This is a genomic window from Ralstonia sp. AU12-08 (assembly GCF_000442475.1).
GTDB lineage: Bacteria > Pseudomonadota > Gammaproteobacteria > Burkholderiales > Burkholderiaceae > Ralstonia > Ralstonia insidiosa.
This window is the reverse complement of record NZ_ASZV01000051.1, coordinates 1-17,941: the sequence shown is the minus strand read 5'-3', so window position 1 is coordinate 17,941 and position 17,941 is coordinate 1. Positions and strand designations below refer to the sequence as shown.

Below are 17,941 nucleotides of genomic sequence, written 5' to 3'. Positions count from 1 at the left end.
GGGACGGCAACGCTACAATGTCCGCCATGAAGCCGATCCGCTACACCATCGCCCCCGCCGCGCCCGAGGCGCATGTTTTCACCGTCACCGTCACGGTCGATTCGCCGGATCCACAGGGGCAGCGTTTCTCGCTGCCGGCGTGGATTCCGGGCAGCTACATGATCCGGGAGTTTGCGCGCAACATCGTGCGCATTGAGGCGTCGTCGGGCGATCGCCCTGTACGCCTGACCAAGGTCGACAAGGACACCTGGTGGGCCACGCCGTGCAGCGGGCCGCTGACGGTGTCGTACGACGTCTACGCGTGGGACCTGTCGGTGCGCGCCGCGCATCTGGACACCACGCACGGCTTCTTCAACGGCACGTCGGTGTTCCTGAGGGTGGAAGGTGCAGACGATCAGCGTTGCCAGGTCGACATCCAGCCGCCCGCCGGCGACGCCTACCGTAGCTGGCGCGTCGCCACCGCGCTGCGTGAAGCCACCGGCCGCATCCAGGGCAAGGCTGGCGCCAAGCGCTACGGGTTCGGCTGGTACGAAGCCGCCAACTACGACGAGCTGATCGACCACCCCGTCGAGATGGGCACGTTCGAGCTGGTCTCGTTCGAGGCCTGCGGCGCGCAGCATGACGCCGTCTTCACCGGCCGCGTGCCGAACCTCGATCTGGAACGCATCGCCCGCGACTTCAAGCGCATCTGCGAAGCGCAGATCCGCCTGTTCGAGCCGCAGACGGCCACCGCGCCATTCCTGGATAGCAACCGCCGCTACGTCTTCATGACGATGGTGACGACCGACGGCTACGGCGGCCTAGAGCACCGCGCCAGTACCGCGCTGATGTGCGCGCGCGGCGATCTGCCCGTGACCGGCCGCGACGAGACCACCGAGGGCTACCGCACCTTCCTCGGCCTCGTCAGCCACGAGTATTTCCACACCTGGAACGTCAAGCGCATCAAGCCGGCCACCTTCGTGCCGTACGCGCTCGACCGCGAGGTGCACACGCCGCTGCTGTGGCTGTTCGAAGGCTTCACCAGCTACTACGACGACCTGATGCTGGTGCGCTCGGGTTTGATCTCCGAAGCGCAGTATCTGGAGATGCTCGCCAAGACGTGGAATGGCGTGCTGCGCGGCAGCGGGCGCCTGAAGCAGAGCGTGGCCGAAAGCTCGTTCGACGCCTGGACCAAGTACTACCGCCAGGACGAGAACGCCCCCAACGCCATCGTCAGCTACTACACCAAGGGCTCGCTCGTGGCGCTGGCGCTGGACCTGACGATTCGCACGCAGACCGACGGCGCCACGTCACTCGACGATGTGATGCGTGCCCTGTGGGTCACCTACGGCCGCGACTTCTACGCCGCCGACCACACGCAGCGCGGCGTGACCGAAGCGGGGCTGATCGCTCTGATGGAAGAAGTCACTGGCCTGCGCCTGCGCACGCTGGTGCGCCAGCTGACCGAAGGCCGCGATGATCCGCCGCTGCCCGCGTTGTTCAAGGCGATGGGCGTGAGCGCGACGCGCAAGGCGACCGAGACGGCGCTCGCCCTGGGCGTCAAGTCGGGCGCCGAGAACGGCTTCGTCAAGTTGCAGCAGGTGTTCGACGGCAGCCCTGCGCAGCGTGCCGGCTTGTCCGCTGGTGACCTGATCGTTGCCGTGGACGGCCTGCGCGTGCCGGCCGGCCAGCTCGACAAGACCCTGGCGCGTCATCGCGCTGGCGATACGGTGTCCGTGCACGTGTTCCGCCGTGACGAGCTGATGGCGCTGGACGTGACGCTCGCCACCGACACCACACCGCAGTTCACGCTGGCGCTGGCGTCCGACCCGTCGCCGCTGCGCTCGGCATGGCTGGGCAAGCGCGCCGCCGGCCGCAAGGTTGTGCGTGATACGCGCGCCGTACGCGGCAAGTCGGCCGCCTGATCCGCGCAGCCGATGGACTACGCCCACGATCCACGCACCTTCCTCTACAGCCACTACGTATCGCGCGGCATCCGTACCGCCACCGGCGTGATCGGCCTGACGCTGCTCGCGCTGCTGGTGATGGACCTGCAGGGCGCGATGGTGGTGTCGATCGGCGCGCTGTGTACCAGCCTCATGGACTTGCCCAGCCCGCTGCGGCACAAGTTCAACGAGATGATGGCGTGCGTGCTGCTCACCACGGCCATCACCTTCATCGTGGCGGTGGCCACGCCGTATTCGATCTTGCCGGTGGTGATCGTGCTGGTCACCTTCCTGGCCGGCATGATGGTGGCGTACGGCAACAAGACGATGCCGCTGCAGTTTGCGGCGCTGTTCGTCATGACGCTCACCTTTACCGAGGAGTTCGCCTTTCGCGAGGCGGTGGAGCACACCGCGCAGTTCTTCCTTGGCGCCATGGGCTACATGGCCTTTGCGATGGCGGTGGCGTGGGGGCAGCGGCGCCGCATCAAGGAACAGGTGCTGGCCGAGTGCCTGTATGAGCTGGCCGTGTACGTCGAACGCAAGGCCGGCTTCTACGATGCCTCCAAGGATTTCGACGAGCAGTTCAACTTGCTCGTGCGCCAGCAGATTTCGGTGGCCGACAAGCAGCAGGTGGCGCGCGACTTCGTCTTCCGCGACAACCGCACGGCCAGCGACGGGCGCCTCGTGCAGATCCACATGCGGATGCTCGACATCTACGAGTACCTGCTGTCGTCCAACACCGATTACCCGTTGCTGCGCCAGTATCTGGCCGACGCCGAGATCCTGCGCCTGCTGCACGGGATCATCGAGCGCCTGCGCCAGGACATCGAAGGTGTTGCCTACGCCGTGGGCCGCGACCGGCCATCGCCCACGCCGATGTCGTACGAGCAGGAGATGGCTGCCATCGATGCCGCGTTCGACGACGTGCAGCACGGTCACCACGGCATCCCAATCGAGGCGATCGCCGCGCTGGAAGAGTCGATTGCCACCGTGCGCGGCGCGATCCGCCTGATGGCGCAGTTGCACGCCGCCACGGCCACGCCGGTGGAGTTGTCCAAGGTGCTGCTGCGCCCGGACATGACCCCGTTCCTGACGCGCCAGAAGTACGAGCTGCGGCTGGTGCAGGAAGAGCTGACGTGGCGCTCGCCGGTGCTGCGCTTTGCGCTGCGCATTTCGATGGCGGTGGCCGCCGGGTTGTGGATTGCCGACCACCTGCCGTATTCGTCGCACGGCTACTGGGTCTTGCTGACCATCGTCGTGATCCTCAAGCCGACCTTCAGCATGACGCGCCAGCGCAATTTCGACCGGGTGCTGGGCACACTCATCGGCTGTGTGATTGCAGCGGTGATTCTGCGGTTCACGCATTCGACGTGGATCCTGATGGGCGTGCTGTACCTGTCCACCGCCGCCAGCGCCGCGTTCGTCACCATCAAATACCGCTACACGGCCATTGCCGCGTGCGTGCAGGTGCTCATCCAGATCAACCTGCTGCTGCCCGGCAGCAAGGGCGCCATCGGTGAGCGGCTGGTCGACACGCTGATCGGCGCGGCCATCGCCACCGCCTTCAGCTACGTGCTGCCCGCCTGGGAATACCGCAACCTGCCCAAGCTGGTGGACGACGTGCTGCGTACCAACCGGCGCTTTATCGAAGCCGCGCGCGACCTGCTGCTCGGCACACTCAAAGACGATTTCGCCTATCGCGTGCAGCGCAAGCAGTACATGGAAGCGCTCACCGGGTTGATCTCCGCCTTTGCGCGGATGCTCGATGAACCCAAGAGCCGCCACCGTGCTGTGGATAACTTGAACCGCTTCATCGTGCAGAACTACCTGGTGGCCGCGCACGTGGCGGCGGTGCGCATTCTGGTCCGCCAGCGTACGCAGGAGTTGGACGAAGCCGAGACGCGGGCGCTGGTCGAGCAGACCGTCGAATCCGCGCTCGAAAGCCTCACGCGCGCCAAGGAGCGTTTCGATCAGGCGGTGCACGAAGGCGGCTGGGGCGTGCGCCCACGTGATACGCAGGAGTTGGGCGCGGCGGATTTTGCCGATCAGGCCGCGCGCGCGCGCATGGTCGAGGCGGCCACGGAGTCGGATTCGCTCTCCGCCATGCACCTGCTGGAGCGGCGCCTGCAAGCGCTGCGGGCGGATACGGCGAAGATCGCGCTGCGGTGTGGGGCGTTGGGGCGGGCGCTGCGGGTGTCGCGGGACTAGAGCCTGACTTAGAAAACCAGCGCTGTATCTCGGAGAGCCAGCGTTGCGTCTAGGAGACTTAGCGCTGGGACTGGGAGAGCCACATGTCGGGACTCGGAGAACCAGCGTCGGGACTTAGAGACTCGATGCCGGGACTCGGAGAGCCACATGTCGGGATTCAGAGAACCAGCGGCGGGACCAAGAGAGTCAGCGCTGGGACTCGGAGAGCCAGCATCGACTCTCGAAGCATGGAGGTTGAGGCTTAGAGACCGGCGAGCGAATCTTTGGTCGCCTGTGGCTTCAACCAGTCGATCGCCGGCTGGCTCTGCGCCGCGAGCCACGCATTGGCCGTCTTGAAATGCCCGCACCCCAAGAACCCGCGATGCGCCGATAGCGGCGACGGGTGCGGCGCCTCCAGCACGAGATGCCCCTCGGGCAACAGCGCCCGCTTGGCCTGTGCGTGGCTACCCCACAGCATGAACACACGCTTGTGACCAACGCGTGCCAGATGCTCCAGCAGGCAATCGGTGATGCGTTCCCAGCCGCGCTTGGCATGGCTGGCGGCTTGGCCCTGCTCGACGGTGAGCACCGTGTTGAGCAGCAGCACACCTTGCTGCGACCAGCCCTCAAGGTTGCCCGACGTGCCTGGCAGCTTCTGGCCGAATTCGGCTTCGATTTCCTTGTAGATATTGCGCAGGCTCGGCGGCACGCGCACGCCGGCCGGCACCGAGAACGCCAGCCCATGCGCCTGCGGAATCTCGCGGCCATCCACGGTGCCCGTGCCGTGATACGGGTCCTGGCCGAGGATCACCACGCGCACATCGTCAACTGACGTCAGGTGCAGCGCACGGAATACATCGGTCGGGAAGATCGGCTTGCCCGCCGCGCGTTCGCCATCGACGAAGGCGCACAACTCTGGCCAATTGGTCTGCGCGATGCAGGGCGTGAGGAGTGTCTTCCAGTCAGCCGGTAGTGCATCGAATTGTTCGGCCAGCGGGATGAAATTGCCGCTCGGCGCCTCTGCAGCCGGTTCGTCGAAGAGGGCGCTTTGGGCAGGATCGGCGCGGCGCTTCATGCTTGGCCTCCGGCGGCGCTCGCGCGCAGTTGGTAGCCGCGCTGTGCCTTGCTGATGTCGAGCGGCGCCAGGCCGGGTACGGCGGCGCGCAGCGTCTGCGTCCAGCCGTGCAGGCGCTCGGCAATCGCGTCTTCGCTGAGTGTGCTGCCGGTGGCCGGCTTCCATTCCAGTTCCAGCTCGTCGATCGGCTCGCGTGCATCGGTGCCGGGAATGAGGATGGCCCCAGCATCCAGCGCGATCTCGATCTCGCCGTCGTCGGCCCCATCAACGGTCGCGTGCCAGAGGCGGCGCGTGAAGTCGGTGCGGAACAGCGGGGTGAGGGCACTGGCATGCGGCCGGACATAGTCGGCGGCCTCGGTGGCGTTGTGGGCGGCGAAGGCGTTAACCGACAGTGCATCGCTTTGCAGCGGCACTTCCCACTCGTGGCGCGCGCTCAAACCGGCCGTACTCACTGCTGCGGTTTTGAGCGTCTGCAGCCACTGATTGCCATGTCGACGCACGCGTAGCGCGGCACGATTGCGTGCCAGGGCTTGATCGGGCGTGTCGTAGTAAACGTTGGCCAATTCCACCGAGCCGGCGGCTTGGGCGTGCGCATCCAGCCAGCCGACCAGCGCGTCGTGCACACCGGCCGGTACGGCCAGCTTCAATTCAATTTCACGGGCCATCGGTCAAGCAAAGAGGCGGGCCAGTTCGGCGCCCGGATCATCGGCACGCATGAAGGCTTCGCCGACGAGGAAGGCGTTGACGGCCGCCGCGCGCATCTTGCGCACGTCGTCCTGCACGAGGATGCCCGATTCGGTGACGACGATGCGGTCGTCCGGCATGTGCTTGAGCAGGCCGATCGTGGTGTCGAGCGAGGTCTCGAACGTGCGCAGGTTGCGGTTGTTCACGCCCACCAGTGGCGTTTGCAGGCGCAGCGCGCGGTCCAGTTCGTGGCCGTCGTGCACTTCCACCAGCACGTCCAGGCCGAGTTCGAGCGCGCAGGCTTCGAGTTCGACCATCAGGCCCTGGTCCAGCGCGGCGACGATCAGCAGGATGCAGTCCGCGCCCCACGAGCGCGCTTCGTACACCTGGTACAGGTCGACCATGAAGTCTTTGCGCAGCACGGGCAGCGTGCAGGCGGAGCGGGCTTCGCGCAGGTAATCGGCGTGGCCCTGGAAGAACTGCTCGTCGGTCAGGACGGACAGGCACGCGGCGCCATGCTCCGCATAGCTGCGGGCGATGTCGGCGGGTTTGAAGTTGGGGCGCAGCACGCCCTTGGATGGCGAGGCCTTCTTTACCTCGGCGATGACGGCGGCGTGGCCGGCGGCGATCTTGTCGCGCACGGCCTGGGCAAAGCCGCGGGGGCCGAGGGTGCTGTCAGTGCGGTTGGCTTCGGCTTCAGCGCGCACGCTGGCGAGATCGCGGTGCTTGCGCGCGGCGGCCACTTCTTCGGCCTTCACGGCCAGGATTTTCTGCAGGATGTCTGACATGACTTGAACGAGCTTAGGCTTTGAACTGGTTGGTGACGCGCACGAGTTCATCGAGCTTGGCGCGCGCTGCGCCCGAAGCGATGGCTTCGCGAGCCAGCTTCATGCCGTCCTCAATGGAGCCGGCGATGTTGGCCGCATACAGCGCTGCACCCGCATTCAGCGAGACGATCTCGCGCGGCGTGCCCGGCTTGTTTTCCAGCGCTTCGATCAGCATCGTTTTGGACTCTTCCGCGTCGGCCACCTTCAGGCTGCGGTTGGAGACCATCTGCATGCCGAAGTCTTCCGGGTGGATTTCGTACTCGCGTACCACGCCGTCCTTCAACTCGCCGACCAGCGTGGCGGCGCCCAGCGACACCTCGTCCATGCCGTCTTTGCCGTAGACCACCACGGCGTGCTTTGCGCCCAGGCGCTGCATCACGCGCACCTGAATGCCGACCAGGTCCGGGTGGAACACGCCCATCAGGATATTTGGCGCGCCGGCCGGGTTAGTGAGCGGCCCGAGGATGTTGAAGATCGTGCGCACACCCAGCTCCTTGCGGATCGGTGCGACGTTCTTCATGGCCGGGTGGTGGTTGGGCGCAAACATGAAGCCGATGCCCGCCGTCTCGATCGATTCGGCCACTTGCTCGGGCGTGAGCATGATGTTTACGCCCAGCGCTTCGAGCACGTCAGCGCTGCCCGACTTGGAGCTGACGCCGCGCCCGCCGTGCTTGGCGATACGCGCGCCCGCCGCTGCGGCCACGAACATCGACGCCGTCGAGATGTTGAACGTGTTGGCACCGTCGCCGCCCGTGCCGACGATATCGACAAAGTGATTCGACACCTCCGCCGGCACCTCAACCTTGGTGGCGAACTCGCGCATGACGGTGGCAGCGGCGGCGATTTCGCCGATGGTCTCTTTCTTGACGCGTAGCCCCATGGTGAGCGCGGCTGCCATCACGGGCGACATCTCGCCGCGCATGATCATCCGCATCAGGTGCAGCATTTCGTCGTGGAAAATTTCGCGGTGCTCGATACAGCGGATGAGCGCTTCTTGCGGAGTGATGGGCATGGTTGTTCCGTATTCAGTTGGGTGCCGCCGGGGCCGGGGTCGCTGGCCCCGCTTCACGCAGGGCGCCGATACGCTCGCGCAAGAGATCGGCCTCGCACGCGCCTTCAGCCAGGTCGGCATCGGGCGTGTTGCGGGCCAGGCGGCGGCGCAGGTCACATTCGGCCTGCCGATAGAGTTGGTGTGCGCGCACGGTGCGGTCGAAGGCCATGGCGGCGCCCTTGTCCGTTCCCGCGTTGGCGGTGATGCGGGCACGCAATGCGTTGCGGCGCGTTGACTCCGCCCAGGCTAGTTCAGCCTGCGCCGCCTTGCGCGCGGTCTGCACGCATTGGGCGACATTGCCGGCTTCGGGTTGGGCGGCACGACAGGCCTCCAGCGTACCGGCCATCGCCGGCAGGCTTGCCATCATCGCTGCCATCACCACCAACGCGACCGCGCACGCGCGGCGCATCAGACGCGTTCCTTCAGGAAGTTGCCGAGCAGCGCGTGGCCGTGTTCCGAGAGGATCGATTCCGGGTGGAACTGCACGCCTTCCACCGGCAGCGTCTTGTGGCGCACGCCCATGATTTCGCCGTCTTCCGTCCAGGCGGTCACTTCCAGGCAGTCGGGCAGCGTTTCGCGCTCGATGGCCAGCGAGTGATAGCGCGTTACCTTGAAGTGGCGCGGCAGGTTGGCGAACACGCCCACGCCGGTGTTTTCGATGGTGCTGACCTTGCCGTGCATCACCTTCTGGGCGCGGATCACGCGGCCGCCAAATGCATCGGCAATCGCCTGGTGGCCCAGGCACACGCCCAGGATGGGCACGCGCCCTGCAAAGTGCTGGAGCGCCGGAACCAGAATGCCCGCTTCCTTGGGCGTGCACGGCCCGGGCGACAGGCAGATGCGTTCCGGGTTCAGCTTCTCGATCTCTTCGATCGTGATCTCGTCGTTGCGAACAGTGCGGACATCCTGACCCAGCTCGCCGAAGTATTGGACGATGTTGTAGGTGAAGGAGTCGTAGTTATCGAGCATCAACAGCATGGTGGTCTCCTTCCCTCTCAGAAATCGGCGTCGAGGCCGTCTTGCACTTGCTCGGCGGCGCGCAGCACGGCGCGGGCCTTGTGTTCGGTTTCCCTCCATTCGGCATCCGGGTCCGAATCGGCGACGACACCGGCCGCAGCCTGCACGTAGAGATTGCCGTCCTTGATGATGCCGGTGCGGATGGCGATCGCCAGGTCCATCTCACCCGAGAAGGAGAGGTAGCCCACCGCGCCGCCATAGATGCCGCGCTTCACAGGCTCCAGCTCGTCGATGATCTCCATCGCGCGCACCTTGGGCGCGCCCGACAGCGTGCCGGCGGGGAAGGTCGCGCGCAGCACGTCCATGTTGGTCATGCCGGGCTTCAGACGTCCCTCGACCGAGCTGACGATGTGCTGCACGTGCGAATACTTCTCGATGACCATCTGGTCCGTCACCTTGACCGAGCCGATCTCGGCAATGCGGCCGATGTCGTTGCGCGCCAGGTCGATCAGCATGACGTGCTCGGCGATTTCCTTCGGATCGTTGAGCAGCTCGGTCGCCAGCTCAGCGTCGCGTTCAGGCGTGCTGCCGCGCGGGCGGGTGCCGGCCAGCGGGCGGATCGTCACGATGCGGGCGGATTCGTCGGTACCGTTGCCTTCCCCATTCGCGCTGGCGGGCACGCGACGCTCTTCCTGGCGCACCAGGATTTCCGGCGACGCCCCAACGATCTGCATGTCGCCGAAGTTGTAGAAGTACATGTACGGCGACGGGTTCAGCGAACGCAGCGCGCGGTATAGCGAGAGCGGCGCATCGCGGAACGGCTTGACTAGGCGTTGGCCGACCTGCACCTGCATCATGTCGCCGGCGGCGATGTACTCCTTGGCCTTGAGCACGGCGCTGATGTAATCGGCCTTGTCGAACTCGCGGATGGTGTCTGTGCGCACCGAGGCGGACGTCACCGGCACATCCACCGGCTGGTGCAGCTTGGTGCGCAGCGCACGCAGGCGCTGCTTGGCGCGCGAGTAGGCCTCGGGCTTGGACGGATCGGCGTAGACGATCAGGTAGAGCTTGCCCGACAGGTTGTCGATCACGGCCAGCTCTTCGCACAGCATGAGCTGGATGTCGGGCAGTTGCAGGTCGTCGGGCGGGGCGGTTTCCGCCAGGCGCGGCTCGATGAAGCGCACGGCGTCGTAGCCGAAATAGCCGGCCAGGCCGCCACAGAAGCGCGGCAGGCCCGGGCGCAGCGCCACTTTCTGGCGGCGCTCGAAGGCGGCGATGAAGTCCAGCGGGTTGCCCTCGTGCGTCTCGACGACCTTGCCGTCGGTCACGACTTCGGTGTGGTTGCCCCTCACGCGCAGCAGCGTGTGTGCATGCAGGCCAATGAAGGAGTAACGCCCGAAACGCTCGCCGCCCACCACCGATTCCAGCAGGAAGGTGTTCGTGCCACGGTCGTGCGATTGCGCCAGCTTCAGGTACAGCGAAAGCGGCGTCTCCAGATCGGCCAGTGCCTCGGCAATCAGCGGGATGCGGTTGTAGCCCTGGTCGGCCAGCGATTTGAATTCGAGTTCGGTCATGAGCGGTCAGGTCGATTCGCCGGCAGGCGGGGGTGCGCTTACCGGCATGCGTTCGCTCCACGGCAAACGTGATTGCGCCGTCGGAACGTTAGCAGAACATCAGGGATGGGAACGCGAAAAACCGTGCGGTCCCGCAGAGGTCATCCGCAAGCTAAGGGCCACGGAAGACCGGCGGGCGGTCAGCGTTTGGGGCAGGAGATACAGAGGTGGTTTAGGCAGAACGCGCCGAAACCAGGGGAAGAACGATCAGCAGCCGTGCAAACGCTTACGCCCGAGCGAGGGCGTGCCAGGGTCGCCAGGGCCAGGCCCCCCGGTCACCACGAGCGAAGATGCGTTTGCGATTCAGGAACATGGATCGTCAGTTGGAAGCGGCAGATGTTGCGTTGTGGGGCTCAGCATAGGGCCGGATCCACTCGGCTGCCGCAAAAAGTGTGTCGACTATAGCATCGGCTCCGGCGTGCTGTATAGGCTGGCCGTGGTTGTAGCCATACGGCACCGCCAGTACGCGCATGCCGGCGGCGCGGGCCGCGCGGGCATCGTTTTCCGAGTCGCCGATCGCTACAACTTCGGCCGGATTTACGCCAAACGCTTCCGCCACGCGCAGCATGGGGTACGGATCGGGCTTGCGGTATGGGAAGGCGTCGCCGGGGTAGACGAGGTCGAAATACGTGTCCAAACCAAGCTGCGCCAGCAGCGGTTGCGTGAAATCGTGTGGCTTGTTCGTCACGCATGCCAGGGCGAGGCCCATGTCGCGCAACGCCGCCAACCCTTCGCGCACGCCGTCATAGACGGTCACATACTGGCCGTTGATGGCGATGTAGGCGCGCTGGTAGGCGTCCAGCGCTTCGGCGAAGCGGCTGTTGGCCTGGGCGGGTGGTAGGCGCGCATCGAGCACGCGCCGCACGAGGTTCTCCGAGCCCTTGCCGACGTAGCTGACGACTTCGTCGATCGGCATGTCCGGCGCGGCGCCGAGCGCTTCCAGCATCGCGTTGATGGCGGTGTGGAAATCGCCCGCCGTGTCGACCATCGTCCCGTCCAGGTCGATGATGACGGCGCGGACGGGGCCCCCCGGCAGGGTGCTGGTCATCACGACAGGCTAGCCAGCGCCTGGCGCAGCGCGCCAACGGTGCCGCGGTAGCCGCCATCCGCATCCGGCTTGCCGAACACGGCCGAGCCGGCCACGAAGGTGTCCGCGCCTGCCTTGGCAATTTCAGCGATGTTGTCGGCCTTCACGCCGCCGTCGATCTCCAGCAGGATCTTGCGGCCGGTTTTTTCCTGATACGCGTCCAGCTTCTGGCGCACGGCGCGCAGCTTGTTCAGCGCTTCCGGAATGAACGACTGGCCGCCAAAGCCCGGGTTGACCGACATGATCAGCACCATGTCCAGGCGATCCATCACATGGTCCAGGTAGTGCAGCGGCGTGGCCGGGTTGAACACGAGGCCGGCCTTGCAGCCGTTGTCGCGGATCAGCGCCAGCGAGCGGTCGATGTGCTCGGAGGCTTCCGGGTGGAAGGTGATCAGATCGGCGCCGGCCTTGGCGAAGTCGGGAATGATGCGATCGACCGGGCTGACCATCAGGTGCACGTCGATCGGCACCGGCTTGCCGTCCTTCACCGCGTGCGGGCGGATGGCCTCGCACACCAGCGGGCCGACGGTCAGGTTCGGCACATAGTGGTTGTCCATTACATCGAAGTGGATCCAGTCGGCGCCCGATTCGAGCACGCGGCGCACTTCTTCGCCCAGGCGGGCAAAGTCGGCGGACAGGATGGAGGGAGCGATGCGGAAACCGGACGGATCGATGGCTGCGGACATGATGGGAGACGGGTAAGACGCACGGATGCGCGAAGAAGACCGCTATTTTAGCCGGATCAGCCACCTGATCGACGGACTCGCCGCGCCTTGCCGCTGCCACAGCCATGCCGCACAATGGGCGCCATTCTTATAGTGGATCGTCATGCCGAGCTACGAACTCACCGTCCAGGTCCGGGCGCGCTATCTGTCGGAGCAATCCGAGCCGGAACAAGGCAACTACGCGTTTGCCTACACCATCACCATCCGCAATACCGGCGATGTGCCGAGCCAACTGATCTCGCGTCATTGGGTGATTACGGATGCCGATGATCAGGTACAGGAAGTCAGCGGCCTGGGCGTGGTCGGCCATCAGCCGCTGCTGCCGCCGGGCGAATCCTTCGAATACACGAGTTGGGCGACCATCAAGACGCCCGTGGGTACGATGCGCGGCGAATACTTCTGCGTGGCCGAAGACGGTCACCGCTTTGAGGCGCCGATCCCCGAGTTTGCGCTTGTGATGCCGCGCATGCTGCACTGATCCGCGATCAGGAAGCGTCAGGCTTGGCCGGCTGCGAATCTTTGGGCGCGGCGTTGGTCGATTCTGAGGCTTTGGCGGCGTAGCCTTGGCGCGACGGGTGATCGGACGGTGCGCGCAGCGGGCGCGGGTGCTTCTTGGCACCCGACATGGTCCAGATCACGATGAAGATCAGCAGGAACAGTGCCACGCCGGCTTCCAGGCCGAACAGCATCATCGGATGGTTTTCAAAGAATTCGCTCATGGTCGAGGCAGAAAGCGTGGGTGCCGGCATTGTAGCCAAGCCCTCCACCTCGCCGGACAGGATGAAACAGGCATGACAGCAGCAACCTTGGATGCATTGACGCCGGTCCGCACGGCACCCCGACGCGGATGGGCCGGGCTGGCCGCTGCGCTGGTCGCCGTTTTGCTCGCAGCGTGCACCAGCGGTCCGCCGCCGCGCGTCGAAACGCCGCAGCCGCCTACCGGCACCCTCGGCGGTCATCTGGACCAGGCCAACTGGGCCGACGTGACGGGCTGGACGACGGACGATCTCGCCTCTGCCTGGCCTGCATTGCAATCGAATTGCCAGGCCATGAAGCGCCGTGCCGAGTGGGCGCGCGTGTGTACCGCCGGCCTGATGGTCGACGCCGGCGATCCGATCGCCATGCGCGTCTTCTTTGAAGAAAACTTCACGCCGTATCGCGTGGTGAAGGACGACGGCACCGACAGTGGCCTGGTCACCGGCTATTACGAGCCACTGCTGCGCGGCTCGCGCACCCGCCACGGCATCTATCAGACACCGCTGTACCGCATGCCCGCCGCGTGGCGCGGCAAGACGCTGCCGGCGCGTGCGCAGTTGATTCGCAGCCCCGCGCTGCAGGGGCAGGAAGTCGTGTGGGTGGATGACCCGGTCGAGGCGGCCTTCCTGCAGATTCAGGGTTCGGGCCAGGTCCAGCTGGAAGAGGGCGGCATCATGCGTCTGGGCGTGGGCGGCACCAACAACCAGCCGTTCCGCTCGTTTGCGCGCTGGCTGCTCGATCAGGGCGAGATCACGCCTGTGCAGGCGACCATGCAGGGCATCAAGGCGTGGGCGCGCGCCAACCCGGGCCGCGTTGAAGAGATGCTCAACATCAACCCGCGCTACGTCTTCTTTGCGGAAACCCCGGGCAACACGGGCGGCCCCATCGGCAAGCTGGGCGTGCCGCTCACGGACGAGCGCTCGATTGCTGTGGATCCGACGTTCATCCCGCTCGGTTCGCCGGTGTTCCTGTCGACCACCAAGCCGCTGTCGACCGAGCCGATCCAGAAGCTGGTGTTCGCGCAGGACGTGGGTTCGGCCATCCGTGGTGCCGTGCGTGCCGACTATTACTTTGGCCACGGCGATGCCGCCGGCGATCTGGCCGGGCGCATGAAGCAAGCCGGCCGGCTGTGGGTGCTGGTGCCGAAGGGCGGTAGCGTCGGCGTCGCCACCCGCTAATCGCGAGCGTTATCCGCGCCGCAGGTCCACCACGCGGCGCGCCTTGCCGACCGAGCGCTCGATCCCGCCGGTCGCCAGAATCTCAATCGTGGCTGTCACGCCGATCAGCGACTTGATGTCGTGCGCCAACTGGCAGCTTGCCGATTTGGCAACGTCCGCCGAGGCGCCCAGCGCAGCTTCCACTCGTACCGTCAACGTATCCAGCGGCCCTTCCTTGGCGAGCACGCATTGATAGTGCGGTGACAGCGCTGCGTGTTTCAGGATCAACTCTTCGATTTGCGAGGGGAACACGTTCACGCCGCGCACGATCATCATGTCGTCGCAGCGACCGGTGATTTTTTCCATGCGACGGAAGCCCGGGCGCGCGGTGCCCGGCAGCAGGCGCGTCAGGTCGCGCGTGCGGTAGCGCACCACCGGCATCGCTTCCTTGGTCAGCGACGTGAACACCAGTTCGCCAAATTCGCCGTCGGGCAGCACTTCACCGGTGTTCGGGTCGATGATCTCGGGGTAGAAATGGTCTTCCCAGATGGTCGGGCCGTCTTTGGTTTCGGCGCATTCGCTGGCGACGCCGGGGCCCATCACTTCCGATAGGCCATAGATATCCACAGCCGACAGCCCCATGCGCGCCTCAATGGCCGCACGCATCTCGGGTGTCCACGGTTCCGCGCCGAAGATGCCGATCTGCAGGCTCGACGCGGCCGGGTCCATGCCTTGCCGTTCGAACTCGTCCGCTATCGCCAGCATGTAGCTGGGCGTCACCATGATGATCTGCGGCTGGAAATCGCGGATGAGCTGCACCTGCCGCTCGGTTTGCCCGCCGCCGAAGGGGATGGCGGTGAGCCCGGCGCGCTCGACGCCGTAGTGCGCGCCCAGGCCACCTGTGAAGAGGCCATAGCCGTAGCTCACGTGGACCTTGTCGCCGCGCCGCGCACCCGCCGCGCGAATGGAGCGCGCTACCAGCCCGGCCCAGGTGTCGATATCTGCCAGTGTGTAGCCGACCACGGTGGGTTTGCCAGTCGTGCCGGACGAGGCGTGGATGCGCGCAACGCGATCCTGCGGCACCGCAAACATCCCGAACGGGTAGTTGTCGCGCAAATCCGCCTTGGTCGTGAAGGGAAACTTCGCCAGGTCGGCCAGCGACTGCACCTCCGATGGATGCACGCCCGCCGCATCAAACTTGGCCCGGTACGCCGGCACGTTCTCGTACGCGTGGGCCAGGCTGTGCTTTAGCCGGTCGAGCTGCAGCGCCTGGATGGCGTCACGGCTGGCGGTCTCGATCGGGTCGAGCGGCAGGTCGGTTGAGCGAGGGCGCATGCGGGTCTCCTTGGGGCGCCGTCGTGCGGCGTCCTCTTGTGGTGGCGCAATCAGGGGGCTTTATATAGAGGGCAATCAGTGCTTACTGTTCGGTGCTATCTGGGACGGGAATGACGTGGCCGCGAATCTGCGCAGATTTGCCGCGGAACATGGCGACCACCTCACCGGCTTGGTTGGACACGCGCACGTCATACACACCGTGCCGGCCGGACAGGACCTGCTCGGTCGCCTCAGCGGTCAGCACATCGCCGCCGTGCGCCGGGCGCAGGAATTCGACGCTGCAGCCAGCCGCCACCGTGTTGTGGTTGTGGCTGTTGCAGGCAAACGCAAAGGCCGAATCGGCCAGCGTAAAGATCAGCCCGCCATGACACGTGCGGTGCCCGTTGAGGAATTCGGGCCGCACGGTCATGGACAGGCGCGCGTAGCCGGGGCCGACCGCCTCGATGCGCATGCCGAGCCAGCGAGTGCAGGCGTCGGCGTCGTACATGTTCTTGCAGGCGGCTTCGGCCAGCGCCTGCGCATCCTGGAGGGCAATCTCGGTCACGCTGATCCCTTTGTCCTTTATTCGCCAGTGAAGTGGGCAGGGCGTTTGTGGAGGAAGGCATTCACGCCTTCGGCGTAGTCGTGGGAGTTGCCCAGCTCGCGCTGCAGGTCGCGCTCCAGATCCAGTTGAGCGTCGAGCGATTGCGTGGGCGCCGCGTGCATCGCGCGCTTGATGGCGGCCAGCGCCCGAGTCGGCTGCCTGGACAAGTGATCGGCCATCGCCGACACCTCGGTCATCAGAATCTTGGCATCGTGATAGACGCCCCAGATCAGTCCCCAGGACAGCGCGGTCTTCGCGTCGAGCTTCTCGCCGAGCATCGCCAGCCCCATCGCCCGCGCCACGCCGATGCGCTGCGGCAGGAACCACGTGCCGCCCGAATCCGGCAGCAGGCCAATCTTCACAAACGCCTGCAGGAAGCAGGCGCTCTCCGCAGCCATCACGATGTCGCACGCCAGCGCCAGGTTCGCACCCGCACCAGCCGCCACGCCATTCACCGCGGCAATCACCGGCAGGGGGAGAGCACGCAGCCGGCGCACCAGCGGGTTGAACTGCTCGTCGATGAGCGCGCCCAGATCGGTCATCTGCCCCGGCGTGACATTGAGTTCGGCTAGATCCTGCCCCGCGCAGAAGCCGCGTCCGGCGCCGGTCAGGATCAGCGCCCGCGCGTGCTGGCGCTCTACCTTGTCCAGCGCCTCGCGCAATTCCCGGTGCATGCCGGCCGTGAAGCTGTTGAGCTGGTCGGGCCGGTTCAGCGTGATGGTGGCCACGCGGTCATGCCAGTCGAGCAGAATGGTGGGGCTCGTCATCTTGTCTCCTCCTCGGTCATCGGTTCATTGATTAACCGACCGGTTGGTCGGCTAATATTACATCCATTCCAACTGGAGCTTCCATGTCCTACGAAAACATTCTGGTCGAAACGCGCGGTCGTGTCGGTCTTGTTACGTTGAACCGCCCCAAGGCGCTGAACGCGCTCAACGATGCACTCATGGATGAGCTGGGCGCTGCGCTGCTCGCCTTCGATGCCGACGCCAACATTGGCGCCATCGTCATCACCGGCAGCGAGAAGGCGTTCGCCGCCGGGGCCGACATCGGCGCCATGGCCGACTACGACTTCGCCACCGTCTATAAGAACGAATACATCACCCGCAACTGGGAGACCATCCGCCGCATCCGCAAGCCGGTGATCGCCGCCGTGGCGGGCTACGCGCTGGGTGGCGGCTGCGAACTGGCCATGATGTGCGACATCATCCTCGCCGCAGATACCGCCAAGTTCGGCCAGCCCGAAGTCAAGCTCGGCACCATGCCCGGCGCCGGCGGCACCCAGCGCCTGCCGCGCGCCGTCTCCAAGGCCAAGGCCATGGACCTCTGCCTGACCGCCCGCATGATGGGCGCCGAAGAAGCCGAGCGCGCGGGCTTGGTCTCGCGGGTCATCCCCGCCGACAAGCTGCTCGACGAAGCCATCCAGGCCGCGGAAACCATCGCCGGCTTCTCCCTGCCTGCCGTCATGATGATCAAGGAGTCGATCAACGCCGCTTACGAAACTTCGCTCGCCGAGGGCGTTCACCTAGAGCGGCGCCTCTTCCACGCCACTTTTGCCACTGAAGACCAGAAAGAAGGCATGCGCGCCTTCCTAGAGAAGCGTGCGCCGGCGTTCAAGCACCAATAAGAGGGTGCTGACGGAGTGATTCAGGGAATACCCGAGTAATCATCTCGGGTATCCTTCGAGTCATTTTGCAGCTGCTTTTGACCGGCAATCGTAGGCGCAGACTGGGCTGACGGCGATTCTTCACCGGTTCGTCATCAACCCGTCACGACAAAGGTGTTGCCAACCTTCAGGAACCCGCCTATAGTTCGCCCCTCGCTGCAAACGACAGCGCCGAAACGAAAGGGACGGCGGGGTGGTTAAGGCGGTGGAGAAGTAGGTGTGGTGCGGGTTTGCGGGTTGTCGGGTGGTTAGCGACGGTCTGCGGTTGCGGTGAAGTTAGCAGCGCGTTGAACGATAAAAATTCTTCAGCAGG

Annotated in this window: 18 protein-coding genes; 5 read left to right on the top strand and 13 right to left on the bottom strand. The window is 65.5% G+C overall.

The window, feature by feature from the left end:
• Positions 1-26 precede the first annotated feature (26 nt).
• Together C404_RS55975 and C404_RS55970 are read left to right on the top strand one after the other, a co-directional pair.
• Positions 27-1,904, top strand: coding sequence for a M61 family metallopeptidase (locus C404_RS55975; RefSeq protein ID WP_031330164.1), 1,878 nt, complete (start codon positions 27-29; stop codon positions 1,902-1,904).
• 12 nt (positions 1,905-1,916) lie between these two features.
• Positions 1,917-4,133, top strand: a complete 2,217-nt coding sequence (locus C404_RS55970; RefSeq protein ID WP_021197416.1) for an FUSC family protein — start codon at positions 1,917-1,919, stop codon at positions 4,131-4,133.
• Between the two features lie 241 nt (positions 4,134-4,374).
• On the opposite strand, the gene C404_RS55965 is transcribed toward C404_RS55970, so the two are convergent.
• The 9 genes from C404_RS55965 to rpe form a co-directional block, all read right to left on the bottom strand.
• Positions 4,375-5,187 (bottom strand): uracil-DNA glycosylase, encoded by an 813-nt coding sequence (locus C404_RS55965; protein WP_021197415.1) that lies wholly within the window; start codon positions 5,185-5,187, stop codon positions 4,375-4,377.
• On the bottom strand, positions 5,184-5,852 hold the full coding sequence (locus tag C404_RS55960; protein WP_021197414.1) for a CYTH domain-containing protein: 669 nt from the start codon (positions 5,850-5,852) through the stop codon (positions 5,184-5,186). The genes C404_RS55965 and C404_RS55960 overlap by 4 nt, the downstream gene beginning before the upstream one ends.
• 3 nt (positions 5,853-5,855) lie before the next feature.
• The gene (gene trpC, locus C404_RS55955; protein ID WP_021197413.1) at positions 5,856-6,659 is read right to left on the bottom strand and encodes an indole-3-glycerol phosphate synthase TrpC; all 804 of its coding nucleotides are present in this window, start codon (positions 6,657-6,659) and stop codon (positions 5,856-5,858) included.
• 13 nt (positions 6,660-6,672) lie between these two features.
• On the bottom strand, positions 6,673-7,710 hold the full coding sequence (trpD, locus tag C404_RS55950; RefSeq protein ID WP_021197412.1) for an anthranilate phosphoribosyltransferase: 1,038 nt from the start codon (positions 7,708-7,710) through the stop codon (positions 6,673-6,675).
• A 13-nt stretch (positions 7,711-7,723) separates the two neighbouring features.
• Positions 7,724-8,161: a lysozyme inhibitor LprI family protein gene (locus tag C404_RS55945; RefSeq protein ID WP_192840351.1), complete on the bottom strand. Its 438-nt coding sequence runs from the start codon at positions 8,159-8,161 to the stop codon at positions 7,724-7,726.
• The gene (locus C404_RS55940; protein WP_021197410.1) at positions 8,158-8,727 is read right to left on the bottom strand and encodes an aminodeoxychorismate/anthranilate synthase component II; all 570 of its coding nucleotides are present in this window, start codon (positions 8,725-8,727) and stop codon (positions 8,158-8,160) included. Before C404_RS55940 ends, C404_RS55945 begins: the two co-directional genes overlap by 4 nt.
• A 17-nt stretch (positions 8,728-8,744) precedes the next feature.
• Positions 8,745-10,280, bottom strand: a complete 1,536-nt coding sequence (trpE, locus tag C404_RS55935) for an anthranilate synthase component I (RefSeq protein WP_021197409.1) — start codon at positions 10,278-10,280, stop codon at positions 8,745-8,747.
• 358 nt (positions 10,281-10,638) lie between these two features.
• Positions 10,639-11,367, bottom strand: a complete 729-nt coding sequence (locus C404_RS55930; protein ID WP_021197408.1) for a phosphoglycolate phosphatase — start codon at positions 11,365-11,367, stop codon at positions 10,639-10,641.
• A complete protein-coding gene (gene rpe, locus C404_RS55925) occupies positions 11,367-12,092 on the bottom strand; it encodes a ribulose-phosphate 3-epimerase (protein ID WP_021197407.1) in 726 nt (241 codons plus the stop codon). The genes C404_RS55930 and rpe overlap by 1 nt, the downstream gene beginning before the upstream one ends.
• Before the next feature lie 142 nt (positions 12,093-12,234).
• On the opposite strand from rpe, the gene apaG reads away from it, so the two are divergent.
• Complete coding sequence (apaG, locus tag C404_RS55920) at positions 12,235-12,609, top strand: Co2+/Mg2+ efflux protein ApaG (RefSeq protein WP_021197406.1); 375 nt, start codon at positions 12,235-12,237, stop codon at positions 12,607-12,609.
• Positions 12,610-12,616: 7 nt separating this feature from the next.
• Here apaG and C404_RS55915 read toward each other — a convergent pair whose 3' ends face one another.
• On the bottom strand, positions 12,617-12,850 hold the full coding sequence (locus C404_RS55915; protein WP_031330163.1) for a hypothetical protein: 234 nt from the start codon (positions 12,848-12,850) through the stop codon (positions 12,617-12,619).
• 72 nt (positions 12,851-12,922) lie between these two features.
• Here C404_RS55915 and mltA point away from each other — a divergent pair, with 72 nt between their 5' ends.
• Positions 12,923-14,065, top strand: coding sequence for a murein transglycosylase A (mltA, locus tag C404_RS55910; protein WP_021197404.1), 1,143 nt, complete (start codon positions 12,923-12,925; stop codon positions 14,063-14,065).
• Between the two features lie 9 nt (positions 14,066-14,074).
• Here the strand turns inward: mltA and paaK are convergent, their stop codons facing one another.
• The 3 genes from paaK to paaG all read right to left on the bottom strand — a co-directional run bounded on the left by paaK (position 14,075) and on the right by paaG (position 16,729).
• The gene (gene paaK, locus C404_RS55905; RefSeq protein WP_021197403.1) at positions 14,075-15,379 is read right to left on the bottom strand and encodes a phenylacetate--CoA ligase PaaK; all 1,305 of its coding nucleotides are present in this window, start codon (positions 15,377-15,379) and stop codon (positions 14,075-14,077) included.
• An 82-nt stretch (positions 15,380-15,461) separates the two neighbouring features.
• Complete coding sequence (gene paaI, locus C404_RS55900; RefSeq protein WP_031330185.1) at positions 15,462-15,929, bottom strand: hydroxyphenylacetyl-CoA thioesterase PaaI; 468 nt, start codon at positions 15,927-15,929, stop codon at positions 15,462-15,464.
• Positions 15,930-15,940: 11 nt separating this feature from the next.
• Positions 15,941-16,729: a 2-(1,2-epoxy-1,2-dihydrophenyl)acetyl-CoA isomerase PaaG gene (paaG, locus tag C404_RS55895; protein WP_021197401.1), complete on the bottom strand. Its 789-nt coding sequence runs from the start codon at positions 16,727-16,729 to the stop codon at positions 15,941-15,943.
• A gap of 83 nt (positions 16,730-16,812) precedes the next feature.
• Between paaG and C404_RS55890 the strand changes: the two genes are divergently transcribed.
• Positions 16,813-17,589: an enoyl-CoA hydratase gene (locus C404_RS55890; protein WP_021197400.1), complete on the top strand. Its 777-nt coding sequence runs from the start codon at positions 16,813-16,815 to the stop codon at positions 17,587-17,589.
• Positions 17,590-17,941 lie beyond the last annotated feature (352 nt).